14 protein-coding genes are annotated in these 13,260 nt (G+C 63.6%); 4 read left to right on the top strand and 10 right to left on the bottom strand.

The window, feature by feature from the left end; all coding sequences use genetic code 11:
* Window positions 1-24 precede the first annotated feature (24 nt).
* Both PQR42_RS31705 and PQR42_RS31700 read left to right on the top strand, forming a co-directional pair.
* On the top strand, window positions 25-192 hold the full coding sequence (locus tag PQR42_RS31705) for a rubredoxin (protein ID WP_093639504.1): 168 nt from the start codon (window positions 25-27) through the stop codon (window positions 190-192).
* Entirely contained in the window at window positions 189-1,373 is a 1,185-nt protein-coding gene (locus PQR42_RS31700) for an NAD(P)/FAD-dependent oxidoreductase (RefSeq protein ID WP_408388417.1), read from the top strand. The genes PQR42_RS31705 and PQR42_RS31700 overlap by 4 nt, the downstream gene beginning before the upstream one ends.
* Before the next feature lie 164 nt (window positions 1,374-1,537).
* Here the strand turns inward: PQR42_RS31700 and PQR42_RS31695 are convergent, their stop codons facing one another.
* Entirely contained in the window at window positions 1,538-2,458 is a 921-nt protein-coding gene (locus PQR42_RS31695) for a LysR family transcriptional regulator (protein ID WP_408388415.1), read from the bottom strand.
* Between the two features lie 431 nt (window positions 2,459-2,889).
* Between PQR42_RS31695 and PQR42_RS31690 the strand changes: the two genes are divergently transcribed.
* Window positions 2,890-4,599 (top strand): putative bifunctional diguanylate cyclase/phosphodiesterase, encoded by a 1,710-nt coding sequence (locus tag PQR42_RS31690; RefSeq protein ID WP_408494408.1) that lies wholly within the window; start codon window positions 2,890-2,892, stop codon window positions 4,597-4,599.
* Between the two features lie 100 nt (window positions 4,600-4,699).
* Here PQR42_RS31690 and PQR42_RS31685 read toward each other — a convergent pair whose 3' ends face one another.
* Window positions 4,700-4,915 carry a hypervirulence associated TUDOR domain-containing protein gene (locus tag PQR42_RS31685; RefSeq protein ID WP_408388411.1) on the bottom strand — a complete coding sequence of 72 codons (216 nt, stop codon included), beginning with the start codon at window positions 4,913-4,915 and terminating at the stop codon, window positions 4,700-4,702.
* Between the two features lie 187 nt (window positions 4,916-5,102).
* On the opposite strand from PQR42_RS31685, the gene PQR42_RS31680 reads away from it, so the two are divergent.
* Window positions 5,103-5,912, top strand: coding sequence for a mechanosensitive ion channel family protein (locus tag PQR42_RS31680; protein ID WP_408214440.1), 810 nt, complete (start codon window positions 5,103-5,105; stop codon window positions 5,910-5,912).
* Window positions 5,913-6,080: 168 nt separating this feature from the next.
* Here PQR42_RS31680 and PQR42_RS31675 read toward each other — a convergent pair whose 3' ends face one another.
* The 8 genes from PQR42_RS31675 to hemF form a co-directional block, all read right to left on the bottom strand.
* On the bottom strand, window positions 6,081-7,193 hold the full coding sequence (locus tag PQR42_RS31675; RefSeq protein WP_408214443.1) for an extracellular catalytic domain type 1 short-chain-length polyhydroxyalkanoate depolymerase: 1,113 nt from the start codon (window positions 7,191-7,193) through the stop codon (window positions 6,081-6,083).
* Between the two features lie 90 nt (window positions 7,194-7,283).
* Entirely contained in the window at window positions 7,284-7,709 is a 426-nt protein-coding gene (locus tag PQR42_RS31670) for a ribbon-helix-helix domain-containing protein (RefSeq protein ID WP_408388409.1), read from the bottom strand.
* 459 nt (window positions 7,710-8,168) lie between these two features.
* Window positions 8,169-9,638, bottom strand: a complete 1,470-nt coding sequence (gene rng / locus PQR42_RS31665) for a ribonuclease G (protein ID WP_012432329.1) — start codon at window positions 9,636-9,638, stop codon at window positions 8,169-8,171.
* 9 nt (window positions 9,639-9,647) lie between these two features.
* Window positions 9,648-10,277 (bottom strand): Maf family protein, encoded by a 630-nt coding sequence (locus tag PQR42_RS31660; protein WP_408388358.1) that lies wholly within the window; start codon window positions 10,275-10,277, stop codon window positions 9,648-9,650.
* 215 nt (window positions 10,278-10,492) lie between these two features.
* Window positions 10,493-10,963: a 23S rRNA (pseudouridine(1915)-N(3))-methyltransferase RlmH gene (rlmH, locus tag PQR42_RS31655; RefSeq protein ID WP_091795971.1), complete on the bottom strand. Its 471-nt coding sequence runs from the start codon at window positions 10,961-10,963 to the stop codon at window positions 10,493-10,495.
* A gap of 63 nt (window positions 10,964-11,026) precedes the next feature.
* On the bottom strand, window positions 11,027-11,485 hold the full coding sequence (rsfS, locus tag PQR42_RS31650) for a ribosome silencing factor (protein WP_408214453.1): 459 nt from the start codon (window positions 11,483-11,485) through the stop codon (window positions 11,027-11,029).
* Between the two features lie 4 nt (window positions 11,486-11,489).
* Entirely contained in the window at window positions 11,490-12,206 is a 717-nt protein-coding gene (locus tag PQR42_RS31645; protein WP_408388461.1) for a nicotinate-nucleotide adenylyltransferase, read from the bottom strand.
* 49 nt (window positions 12,207-12,255) lie between these two features.
* Window positions 12,256-13,179 (bottom strand): oxygen-dependent coproporphyrinogen oxidase, encoded by a 924-nt coding sequence (gene hemF / locus PQR42_RS31640; RefSeq protein ID WP_408214456.1) that lies wholly within the window; start codon window positions 13,177-13,179, stop codon window positions 12,256-12,258.
* Window positions 13,180-13,260 lie beyond the last annotated feature (81 nt).

Here is a 13,260-nt window from a genome sequence, read left to right as displayed (position 1 = left end):
GCGTGGCGATTCGGGAGACAAGCCATGAAAGTATGGGAATGTGTGATCTGCGGCTTTCGCTATGACGAAGCACTGGGTCTGCCCGAAGCAGGCATCGCGCCGGGCACGCGCTGGGAAGACGTGCCGGACGACTGGCTGTGCCCGGACTGCGCGACCGGCAAGCACGATTTCGAAATGCAGGTGATCGCATGACGGCCGCTCTGCAGGAGAACAACGCGCTGCCGGTGGTGATCGTCGGCACCGGCATGGCGGGCTATACGGTTGCCCGCGAGTTGCGCAAGCTCGACAGCAGCGTGCCGATCGTGATGATCAGCCGCGACGACGGCAGCTTCTATTCGAAGCCGATGTTGTCGAACGCGCTGGCGATGAAGAAAGAGCCGCATACGCTGGCCAGTTTCGACGCGTTGGCGATGGCGGCGCAACTGGGCGCGTGGATTCGCGTGCGTCAGAAGGTCGAGCGCATTCTGCCGGCCGAGCACACGTTGCTGGTGGATAACGCCTTGGTGGGCTACAGCAAACTGGTGCTGGCCACCGGCGCCGATCCGCGCCGCTTGCGCGTGGCGGGTGACGGCGCGGACGATGTGTTGTCCATCAACGATCTCGACGATTACGCGCGCTTTCGCCTCGCGCTCACGCGTTGCCGCTCGGTGGCGATCTTGGGTGCGGGGCTGATCGGCTGCGAGTTCGCGAATGATCTGGCGGCCGCCGGATATACGGTCGATCTGATCGATCCCGCCATGACGCCGCTGGCGCGTCTACTGCCGCAAGAGGTCGGCGAAATTTTCGCGCGCGGTCTCGGCACGGGCGGCATCCGCTTTCATGCGGGCCGCAGCGTGAATCGGATCGATCGCCTGACGGACGGTTACCGGTTGAGTTTCGCCGACGGTGAGCCGATCGACACCGACCTCGTCGTGTCGGCGATCGGACTCGCGCCGCGCACGTCGCTGGCCGCCGCGGCGGGCCTCGAAATCGATCAGGGTATTCGCACCGACGCGTGGTGCCGCACCAGCGCGCCGGACATTTACGCGCTCGGCGATTGTGCCGCGATCGACGGCAAAGTGCAGCCTTATGTCTTGCCGATCATGCACGCCGCGCGTGCTCTAGCGCGAACCTTGGCCGGCGAGCCGACGCGCGTCGCTTTCCCGGTGATGCCGATCACCGTGAAGACGCCGGCGACTCCGGCCGTCGTCGTCACACCCGAAGGCGAGGGCGCTTGGTCGATTGAGACCGGCGTCGATGCGGCCTTGCATGCGGCGCGCGCCGTATGCAAGGACGCGGCCAGCGAACGGCCTCTCGGCTTCGCGCTACTCGGCGCGGCGGTGGAAGGCAAAGCGGCGCTCGTCAAGGCGATGGCCGTGGGAGGCGCGAACTAACCCATAACAATCTTCCGTCTGACCGACCTCACTTTGTGATCGCTCGGTGTCTGAAAGGGGCCTGTCACCTCGAAGGTATCCGATGATTGCATTCGCGCCGCAAGCTCTCTCGCTTGCGGCGTTTTTTTTCGACAGGGGTAGCGCGGCGTGGCCTGGAAAGTTTCTTAGGAAGCCAGATCTTTAGCGACGCTGGCAATCAGCCTGCGCAGCCACACCGCCGCCACGCTGCGATGCGTGCGGTCGTGCCAGAGCTGATAGTAGGTGAGCGCGCGCGGTTCGCCGGGAACCGGCTCGATGCGCAGCGGCAGCAGTTTTGTGTAATGGGTGGCGAGCGCGCGCGTGGTGGTGAACAGCAGATTGGAGCGCGCAAGCACGTACGGCGCCATGCCGAAGTAGGGCAGCGTCGTCGTGACGGTGCGCGACAGGCCGTTGCGCGCGAGTTCGATATCGACGGTGCCCCACGCCGTGGTGTTGTAGGTCGTCACGGCCAGATGGTCGGCTTCTTCGTAGACCGGCTTGCTCAGGCGACCGGGTTTGATCGGGTGGCCGTTGCGCATCAGGCACACCAGTTCGTCCTTGCACAGCGGTTGCAAATGCAGATGTTCGGGCGGCGTACCCCAGTTGCCGATCACCAGATCCAGAAAGCCGCTTTCCAGGCCGTGTTCGTAGCCGCCATCCACCATCATCAGATGCCTGAATTCGAGCTTGGCGTGCGGCGCTTCGCGATGAAACGCGTCGACCACGGCGGGTACGAAGAACGCGTCGAGATAGTCCGGTGAGCCGATGCGAAAGGTCTGGCTGGTGGTCGCCGGATGGAACGTCGTGGTGGGATGCAGAATGGCGGCGATGCTGTTCAGCGCCTGCGCGGTGGGTTCGATCAAGGTCAGCGCGTGTGCCGTGAGCACCATCCGGCTGCCGCTGCGCACCAGCAGGGGATCGCCCGTCATGTCACGCAATTTGCGCAGCGCCACGCTCACGGTCGGCTGCGATTGTCCGAGCAACGCTGCCGTGCGTGAAACGCTCGATTCGGTCAGCAGCGTGTGCAGCACCTTGAGAAGGTGCGAGTCGATGACTTCCTTGGACATGGAATGCGGGACGGTGTCTCGTGGGGAATCCGTGCGGAACGGTGCCGCGAAACGGCGTGTTTTATCGGGGGGATCGTCAGCGAAATATATCCACGGATATAGCGGTCGTCAATCCGGCGGAGCCCTGCCCGAGGGCTCCGAACGCCATTGTGCAAGGGCTCATGAAGGATCGAATATCCTGGCAAATGCGAGGCGCTTATGATGCACGGATGCGCGAGCGCGCCGGTCGGGGGGATTGGGGATTACACCAAGGGAAACGATTGGCGCGAAGAATGCGGGGCAGCGAATTCGGCGAGGACACGAAAGCCGTTATCATACGCACGGTTGCCCGAAACATCGGACCGGATTTCGGGGCTTTGCTGTTTGCGCCCGCGCGTCAAGAACACGTCCGATCGCTTTCACTACTCAGGAAAAAACAAAAGGCCGGCGCGATGCAAGTCCCCCTCCACGCCGAAATGCGTACGCGCGATGCCGCGCTTGCCTCGGCGCCTTACGGCATGTTCATCTGCACCGCGGACGGCACGTTCGACACCGTCAACGCCGCTTTCGAAAAGCTGACTGGATTTACAGCGGATGAACTGATTGGCCGGCGCACGTTCGAGTCTTTGTTCGATCCCGCCGAACTCGCCAAGCGCCGCGCCGAACTGCCGCCGCTGGCCACGATGACTTCGCGCTATGAAGGCGAATGGAGCTTTTTGCGGCGCAACGGCACGCCGGTTCGTGTGGTGCTGGCGTTGGCGCCGCTCATCGCCGAGCCCGCGCATCCGGGTGGTGTCGCCATCAGGCCTGCGCTCTACGTGGGCATCGCCATCGACATGACGCGTTACGCGCAATCGGAAGCGCGTCTCTGGTACGTCGCGCATCACGACGGCGTGACCCGCTTGCCCAATCAAACGCTTTTTACTGAACGGCTGGAACTGACGATCGCGCGTTGCCAGCGTAGCGGCAGCGGTTTTACCGTGCTGATCGCCGAACTCGATCATCTGCGCAAATTGCGCGATGCGCTCGGGCTGCATGCGGCCGAACTTGTGCTGCAGATCGTCGGTGAACGGTTGCGCGGTCTCTTTCCAAACGACGGCACGATCGCCTCGATCGGCGGCACGCAATTCGCCTTGCTGGTCAACGAAACCGGGCCGGCCGCCGATGCGTTCGCCGCCGAAGCGCTGGGCCGCATCGCCGAGGCGATCGACTACGCCGGCACTACCTTGAACATTACCGCGAGCATCGGCATCGTAGCTTATCCGGCTGACGGCGGCGATGCGCCTACGTTGATGCGTCGCGCGGGCGTGGCGTTGTCGGCGGCTTCGGCCGTGAACGGCAATGCAGTACGGCGTTTTTCCACCGCGCTCGAAGGGCAGGCGGCGCGCCGCTTCGAATTGGAGACCATGCTGCGCGATGCGATCGAGCGTCAGCAACTGCATCTCGTCTATCAACCGCAGGTGACGCTCTCCAACGGCCGCATCGCGCAAGTGGAGGCGCTGCTGCGCTGGAACCATCCGCAGCGCGGCTTGATTAGCCCCGTCGAATTCGTACCGGTCGCGGAGGAGGCGGGGTTGATCGAGCAGATCGGCGAATGGGTAATCCGCACTGCGTGCCGCGACGCCGGCAAATTGCTGCGGCTGACGGGCACGTTGCCGCGCTTCGCGGTGAACGTGTCGCCGCAACAGTTCCAGCGGCACAATCTGTTCGAGACCATTCGCGAGGCATTGGAAGATGCCGCGCTCGACCCTTCGTACCTCGAGGTGGAAATCACCGAGGGTGTGCTGCTCGGCGACACCGAACAGGCTTTGCAGACACTCTTTGCGTTGCGCGATCTGGGCGTGGAGGTGGCGGTGGACGACTTCGGCACCGGCTATTCGAGCCTCGCGTATCTGACGCGCTTTCCGCTGAATCGCCTGAAAATTGATCGCTCGTTTGTGATGCGCATGAGCACCGATCCGCAGTGCGCGGCGCTGGTCGGCGCCATCATCGCGATGGCGCATGCGCTCAAACTACGCGTGACGGCCGAAGGCGTCGAAACGGCCGAGCAGGCCGCGCAACTGGAAGCGCTCGGGTGTGATGAAGCGCAAGGCTTCTGGTTCTCGCGTCCGATTACCGTCGCGGCACTGCGTAATTTGCTCAGGCCGTTGGGCAGCCTTTGAAGCGCGCGCTTGCCGACGACGGCTTTGGTGCCGCGTCGGCAAACTCAGGCGTTTGCGTCAGCATGGACGCCATGCCCGTGACTATGCTTAGCGATCCGTATCAATTCTTGATCCGGTGCAGCGCGTCGCGGCGATGCACGGCATGCTTGCCGCTCTTCTCACTTTCTACTTCGTAATGCGGGTCGGATGTTGACGCGTCGATGGTCCTGCCGTTCACGGTCGTATGGGTAGAAATGACACGCACCACCTTGCCGTGCGTGAGACCTTGCGGCGTGGTCCAACTGACGCGGTCGCCAGACTTCAAATGTTGGGACATGTGACGCTCCTTTGCACGTTCAAGGGCAGCGTGCAACTCCATTGCTCGCGGGGCTTTGCATGATTGCACTGCACTTGTCGGCATGGCCGTGCAATTCGCATGCCACGGTGTGCCAAGTGTAAAGGGCGGGAACGTATCCTGCTTCGTTGCGTCGAGACATCTATACCGTAACGGAACGAAGACTCAAATGAACGATCTCCTCGCCCGACTCTTTCACTTCCAGCCGTCGTTGCTCGTCACGCTGACGCACGACGCCCTTCATATCGTGCTGGCCGTGCTGATCCTCGTGGTCGGCTGGTGGCTCTCGAATCGCGTCGGCACGATGTTCGCCCGCGCGCTCGCGCGCACGCATGCGGACCCGACGCTTGCGCCGATGCTCGCGGCGATGAGCACCTGGGCTGTGCGAGTGCTCGTGTTCATCGCGGCGCTCAGCGAAGTCGGCATCGCGACCGCGAGCGTGCTGGCGGTGCTCGGCGCCGCCGGCCTTGCGATCGGACTCGCGTTGCAAGGCACGCTGCAAAATATCGCGGCCGGCATGATGCTATTGATGCTGCGGCCGTTTCGCGTCGGCGACGTGATCGAAGGCAGCGGCGCGGCCGCGGGCATCGTGCGCGAAGTGGGACTGTTCACCACGCGCATCGAGCGCGGCGACGGCAACGCCGTGTTCGTGCCGAACAGCCAGATCTGGAGCAATCCGGTGATCAACTACAGCAGCGGCGGCACGCAGCGCATCGAGGTCGAAGTGGGCCTCGCGCAGCGCAAGGACGTCGACGCCGCGATCGGCGAATTGAAGAAGCTGGTCGCCGACGAACCGCGCGTGCTGAGCGGCGCTACGCTCGCACCGATCGTGACGGTAGCGGACTATCCGGACGATGGCGGCGCGACGTTGCGCATCGCGGCGTGGGTGCGCACGCCGGACGCGTCGCTGACCAGCGGCGATCTGCACGAGCACGCGCAGGCCGCGCTCGAACAGGCAGGCTGTCCGGTTGCGGCGTAGGTTCGCCGCGCGGTCTTTAGCGGGGCTGTTACCGCCCATCTGCGCTGGTATAGCGCACGAGGCGCCTCGTGGAGAACGAGTCTCCTGCGATCACGCCGCCGCCTCTATAACCAGCCTCCGGTCATTCATAGTGAACGGACCCGTTTGATTCGACGCCGATGTGTCGATTCAATGCGTACGCGGATGGGCGAGGAAGAATCGCACCATTTCCGCGGCGGCGTCGGGGCCGGACGGGTCCGTGTACGAACCGCGCTGACTGCCGCCGGCCCATGCGTGACCCGCACCGTGAATCGACCACGACTCCGCTTCGACGCCGTTCGCCGCGACGCGCCGTTGCTGCGTATACGCACGCTGGCCGCTAGCAGCGCCTGATTGCGCGCTGACGGTGGTGGTGCCGGCATCGAAGGGCGCGAGGATCTCAGCCGCATTCGACGGGTGCACCGTCGAGTCAGCGTCGCCATGAAACACGATCAGCGGACGTTGCGGCGTGCCATGCGTGCGTTTGCGTTGCGTCTTGCCGCCCTTCATCGCGCCGAGCGCCGAAGGCAAGTCCTTCGCGCAGCCGTAGGCGAGGCCCGAATGCACGCCAGCCGCCGCGTAGAGATCGGGCGACGTCTTCAGCATGATGTCCGCCATCGCACCGCCCGCCGACAGACCCGCGACATACACACGCGCCGGATCCACACGATAGCGGCCCATCACCTCTCGCGTGATGCCGGCGATCAAGGACGGCTCGCCCTGGTCGCGTAGTTGATCGACAGGCTTGAACCAGTTCCAGCATTTCGAATGATTGGCCGCCTGCGCCTGATTCGGATACACGACGATAAAGCCATGACGCTCCGCCATTTCGTTCATGCGCGTGCCGGCGGCGAAGTCGTCGGCGTTCTGCGTGCAGCCGTGCAGCATCACGATCAGCGGCAATGGTTCGCTGTTGTAGACAGCCGGCACGTAGAGCTTGTACTGGCGTTGTCCGGCTGCGTTGCTGAACGTGTGCGTGCTGAAGGTGCCCGGCGTGTCGGCGTCGAAAGTCGGCGCGGCAGGGGCGTGCTGAGCGGGGCGCGCCTGGGCTTGCGTTTGGGTTTGCATTTGCGTCCACGCTTGCGCCCATTCGCTGGCATTCGACGGCGTGTGCGGTGTTTGTACGTGGTCCGCGCGGGCCTCGTTCGCTTTGCCGCCCGAGAGCGCGCGCTGAACCGCCGCGGTGGCTTCCTGCGGGCCCTTCGTGCGCAATAGCTCGAAGGCATCTGTCATCGATTTCAGGAAATCTTCGTTCATCTTCATGATCGTTTGCGTTGACCTGTGTGGGGCGTGGGTGAGCGAGTCGACTGATGAGTCGCTGCTTCAGCCACGGGAATGAGTCGAGCGTCGCGCCTAGCTGATGCGGCCGGCAAGCGCTGCCTTGACCGCGGGCGATGCGTGAAAGGCGCCGAGCACCACCACCGATGCAATCGTGGCCGCCGCGAGTTCCGGCGGCACATCGGCTGCGATGCTGGCGAGGCCGAGCACATGAATGTCGAGTTGTTCGTGCGCGGCCTGAGCCGCCTCGAGATCCTGCCGCGAGAAGTGCTGCATGCCGAGCACCATGGCGCGCCGGGTCACCGTCTCCGTGACGACCTGGGCGTGCACGGCGAGCTGATTGCGGATCGCTGTGCGGATCAGGTCGGTGCGGTTCGAGTAAAAGCCTTCTTCGACCAGTAGATCGATCTGGCCGAGGTCGATCGGGCCCAGGTTGATGGTGATTTTTTCGGTCTCGCCGCCTTTGGGACGGGAGGTGGCAATGAGGTTGAATTTGGGCATTTGCACTCCGGTAGGCATCTGGAGGCCATCCAATTAACATCCAGTGGGATGGTTATACGCCTTTCGGCGGGATGCGGTCAATGAGGAAATTGGGGGTTCGTTCGGGGTTGCAGGCGGTGAGGAGCGCCTGGCTGGGGTATCGGCGCGAACAGCATCCAACGACCACGCGAGTCGGTTTTCAGTTCTGTGCCGCCTATTGCCAGGATCTATTGTCCGTGACGGCGTCAACCAGGCAGATAGTTGGAGTCCGATATTTGGGGATTGGTCGAATATGTAGAGAGTGATCCGACATGAACAAGACCTTTGTCGCGCGGCGGAGGTATTTCGATCCATCACCGCGACGCAACCAATGAACCGCCTTGTTGAGACAAGGCTCCGCCGAATTGCTCGGCGGTCGTTTTCATCATTGCGGGTATCGGCTACCGCGTTCGGCGCACGATACCCTACGGCGTAACCAACTTACATCAGCACAATATCGTACTGCTCCTGACTCAAATTCGACTCCACCTGCAGCGACACCGGCTTGCCGATGAAATCAATCAGCATCGCCAGATGCTGCGACTCTTCCTCGAGAAACAGATCGATCACCTGCTGCGACGCCACCACCCGAAATTCGCGCGGATTGAACTGCCGCGACTCGCGCAGAATCTCGCGCAGCACGTCGTAACACACCGTGCGCGGCGTCTTGACCTGCCCCTTCCCCTGACAAACCGGACAAGGCTCGCACAACACATGCGCAAGAGACTCACGCGTACGCTTGCGTGTCATCTCCACAAGCCCGAGCTGCGAGAACCCATTCACCGTCACACGCGTGCGATCGCGCGACAACGCCTTCTTCAATTCGCCCAGCACCTGGTCGCGGTGCTCGACGTTTTCCATATCGATGAAGTCGATAATGATCACGCCGCCCAGATTGCGCAGACGTAATTGCCGCGCAATGGTGTGCGCGGCTTCGAGGTTGGTCTTGAAGATCGTATCGTCGAAGTTGCGTGCGCCGACGTAACCGCCGGTGTTCACGTCGATGGTCGTCATCGCTTCGGTCTGGTCGATCACAAGGTAGCCGCCCGACTTCAGATCCACCCGGCGCGACAACGCGCGCTGAATTTCCGCCTCGATGTTGTACAGATCGAAGAGGGGCCGCTCGCCGGTGTAGTGATGCAGTTTCGACGACACGGCCGGCGTGAACTCGGCCGCGAAATCGGCCAGCATCTGATACGTCTCGCGCGAGTCGACCTGAATGCGCGAGCTTTCATCGTTGACGAAATCGCGCAGCACGCGTTGCGCGAGATTCAGATCCTGATATAGCAGGCTCGTGGGCGGCATGCGCTGCCCTTGCGAGAGAATCGTCGCCCACGTCTTGCGCAGATACGCGACGTCGCCGGCCAACTCTTCGCTGGTCGCATCTTCCGCGATGGTGCGCACAATGTAGCCGCCTTTCTCGTCGGCGGGCAGCACGGCGGTCAGACGCGCGCGCACGGCTTCACGTTCGGCTTCGCTCTCGATCTTCTGCGAGATGCCGATATGCGGCTCCTGCGGCAGATACACGAGCGTGCGCCCGGCAATGCTCACTTGCGTGGACAGTCGCGCGCCCTTGGTGCCGATCGGATCCTTCACGACCTGCACCATCAGCGTCTGGCCTTCGAAGACGATCTTTTCGATCGGCTGATGCGGCGTCTGATGTTGCGGTTCGCCGGCAATGCGCGGATGCCAGATGTCGGCCACATGAAGGAACGCGGCGCGTTCGAGACCGATGTCGATGAAGGCGGATTGCATGCCCGGCAACACGCGTACAACCTTGCCAAGATAGACGTTGCCGACGCGGCCACGCGACAGTGTTCGCTCGACGTGAAGTTCCTGGACGGCGCCTTGCTGGACCAGCGCGACGCGCGTTTCCTGCGGCGTGACATTGATCAGGATTTCTTCATTCATGGTGTTATTTTAGAAGTCGATGCGCGCTGCACGCAGGAGGGCAGCACATTCAAAAAGCGGCAAACCCATGATACCTGAATAGGACCCGTCGATATGCTCGATAAACTCCGCGGCGCGCCCCTGCACACCATACGCGCCCGCCTTGCCGAGCGGCTCGCCGCTCGCCGCATAGCGGCGGATCGCGTCTGCGTGCAGTGCAGCAAAACGCACCTTCGACACGGATAGCGCGGCCGGCAGCAACGCGCCCTCGGCATCGACCACGGCCACGGCGGTCAGCACTTCGTGGTCGCGGCCGGCGAGTCGCTTGAGCATTGCGACGGCGTCGTCGGCATCGACGGGCTTGCCGAGAATCGCGTCGTCGATCGTGACGGTTGTATCCGCAACCAGAATCGGCCGTGCGGCATGGCCGCCGGCTACGAGGCGCGCGCGTGCCGCATGCGCCTTGGCGACGCACACCCGCTGCACATAGTCGTGCGCGCGCTCGCCGGGCAACTCGGCTTCGAGCGCTTCGGCGTCTTCATCGGGGCGCGGCAGCAGCAGTTCGAAACGCACGCCGAGCTGTTGCAGCAACTCCTGGCGGCGTGGACTCTGCGAGGCGAGATAGACGAACGGATGCAGCGAAGCGACGGACGTGGACATGAACAGGTCTCGATGAAGCGGATTGTATGAGGGTTCGGCGAGCGTGCCGGTCGAGCGTCGATCAGCGTGTCGTGAACGCTATCGACACACGCATGGCAAAGCGCATGTCGACATGCAGGTCACTCAGCGCCGGTGATGCGACCGGAGAGCGCAACTGGAAGGCACGGCTGGAAACACGCGACAAAGCCGCGCGCTCTCCACGTCGCCTCGTCCGCTCACACGCGATGATAGGGGTGATTTTGCGTGATGGTCCACGCGCGGTAAAGCTGTTCGGCAAGCAGCACGCGGACCATCGCGTGCGGCAAAGTCAGGCTGGAGACGCGCAACAGCATATCGGCGCGCGCTTTCAGATCCGGGTCGAGCCCGTCGGCGCCGCCGATCAGGAACGCCACGTCGCGGCCGTCCTGCTGCCAGCCGGGCAGGGCGCCGGCGAGCTGCATGGTGGTCCAGTCCTTGCCGCGTTCATCGAGCGCGACAATGCGCGCGTTCTTCGGCAACGCGGCTTCGATTTTCAGCCGCTCGGCGGCCATCACGCTTTCCGCCGGCCGTCCCGACGAACGCTGCTCGGGTTTGATTTCGCGCAGTTCGATGCGCAGCTCGGGCGGCATGCGCTTCGCGTATTCGTCGAAGCCGGTGGCGATCCAGTCCGGCATCTTGTGGCCGACGGCGAGGATATGCAGTTTCATGACGGATCGAATCGCGAATGTAATCGCGGACCAGGACGATGTAGTCGCCCCAAGCCCGCCTGCTTACTTGCGGCGTGCGGCCGTCTTGCGCGCGGGCTTCTTCACCGCCGGCGCTGCTTCGTCTTCGTCCTCGTCTTCATCGGGTTCGCTCGAACGCGCGCCGCCGAACGGGTCCGGCGTGGACAACTTGATGCGCACCGGCTTGTCGCCCCAGATTTCCTCCAGGTTGTAGTACTGGCGCAGAGCCGGCTGCAGGATGTGCACGATCGCGTCGCCGCAATCCACCAGCACCCATTCGCCGACGTCCTCGCCCTCGGTGCTGACGATGTCGCCGCCGGCTTCCTTGACGCTCTCGCGCACGCTCGAAGCGAGCGCCTTGGTTTGCCGGTTCGAGGTGCCGCTCGCGACGATCACGCGATCGAACAGCGCGGTCAGGTGGCTGGTGTTGAACACCTTGATGTCTTGCGCCTTGACGTCTTCGAGAGCGTCGACGATCACGCGTTGCAGTTTGCGAATATCCATGGGTTTACCGGTGGTACAGATGATGTTGAAGAATATAGTCCCACACCGCGGTGGGGACATGGCTCGCCGCCTGGTCTTGCTGTTCGCCGCCCGCGAGGGCGAGCCGCCGGTTCACCTGCTCGCGCAGATGCGCGCGAATGTCGGTGGCCGAAACGTTGAACGCAAGCGTCGTATCGATCAGCAAGTGGCCGCAGGGCGTGGCTTGCAGAACGTCGGCGCGGGCACGGCGCGCGTCGATTTCTTGTGCGACTACCGGCGGAATCGAAGCGAGGTCGAAACCGGGCCGGGTGGCCGCGCAGATATGGGCGAAGTCGAACAGGCGCCGCCAGTCGCGCCATGTGTCGAGATGCACCAGTTGATCCGCGCCGATCAGGAGCGCAATGGATGCGTCCTTACCTTCGCGTTCACGCCAGCGTTGCAGCGTGTCGATCGTATAAGTCGGGCCGTCGTGATCGATCTCGTCGGTCGCGACGCGCACGGTCGCGCCCGGCAGCACCAGTTCGCTGGCCGCCGCGCGCGTCATGGCCAGACGATGCACGGCCGGCGAGACGTCCGATTTCTGCCAGGGCTGGCCGGCCGGCAGCAGCACGAGCTCGGTCAGTTGCAGCACGTGCGCGAAACGCCGCGCGAGCGCGAGGTGGCCGTCGTGGATCGGATCGAAAGTGCCGCCGAGCAGTCCGATCCGGCGAGGCAGGGCAACAGGATGAGCGTTCGGCTTCAGGTGAAGATCCTTTGTCGTGACGATTCGGGCGAGGTGCGGGCGCGGCCCGTCACACCCACTCGCGCGGCACGAGAAAATCGCTATAAAGACGCGCTTCCGGCGTGCCCGGTTCGGGATGCCAGTTGTAGCGCCAGTTCACCACAGGCGGCATGGACATCAGGATCGATTCCGTGCGTCCGCCGCTCTGCAGCCCAAACAGTGTGCCACGGTCGAAGACCAGATTGAACTCGACGTAGCGCCCGCGCCGGTACGCCTGGAAATCACGCTCGGCTTGACCGTACGGAATGTTGCGGCGCTTTTCGATGATCGGCAGGTACGCTTTGAGGAACGCGTCGCCGACGCTCCTGAGCATCGCGAACGATTGATCGAAGCCCGGCGCCGAGAAATCGTCGAAGAAAATCCCGCCGATGCCGCGCGCTTCGTTGCGGTGCTTGAGGAAGAAATACTCGTCGCACCAGCGCTTGAAGCTCGGGTAGAGGTCCGCGCCATAAGGCTGCAGCGCGTCGCGGCAGGTGCGATGGAAATGCTGCGCGTCTTCCTCGTAGCCGTAGTACGGCGTCAGATCCATGCCGCCGCCGAACCAGAACACCGGCTCTTCGCCGGCCTTGGTCGCGATCAGGAGACGCACATTCATATGCACAGTCGGGCAGTGCGGATTGTGCGGATGCAGCACGAGTGACACGCCCATCGCTTCGAAACCGCGGCCGGCCAGTTGCGGACGCGCGGCGCTCGCCGAGCCGGGCAAGGCGTCGCCGGCGACGTCCGAAAAACCGATGCCGGCCCGCTCGAAGAAGTTGCCGCCTTCCAGAATCCGCGTGTAGCCGCCGCCGCGCAGCTTCTCACCGGGCGCGCGCTGCCATGCGTCGGTGGCGAACGGCGTGCCGTCGAACGCGCCGAGCGTGTCCGCGATATGCGTTTGCAGGCCTTGCAGCCAGCTGCGCACGGCCTGTGCGTCGTAGCTCGAATCGGTCATGAATGCAGATGCTGAGGGCGGCACGCTCGTCGTGCCGCGGGTTCTTCGTGAAGGACGATGGCCGGGCCCGCGTCAGGGTGG

This window comes from Paraburkholderia sediminicola (genome assembly GCF_046027355.1).
Classification (GTDB): domain Bacteria; phylum Pseudomonadota; class Gammaproteobacteria; order Burkholderiales; family Burkholderiaceae; genus Paraburkholderia; species Paraburkholderia sediminicola_B.
This window is presented reverse-complemented; position numbering and strand designations above follow the sequence as displayed.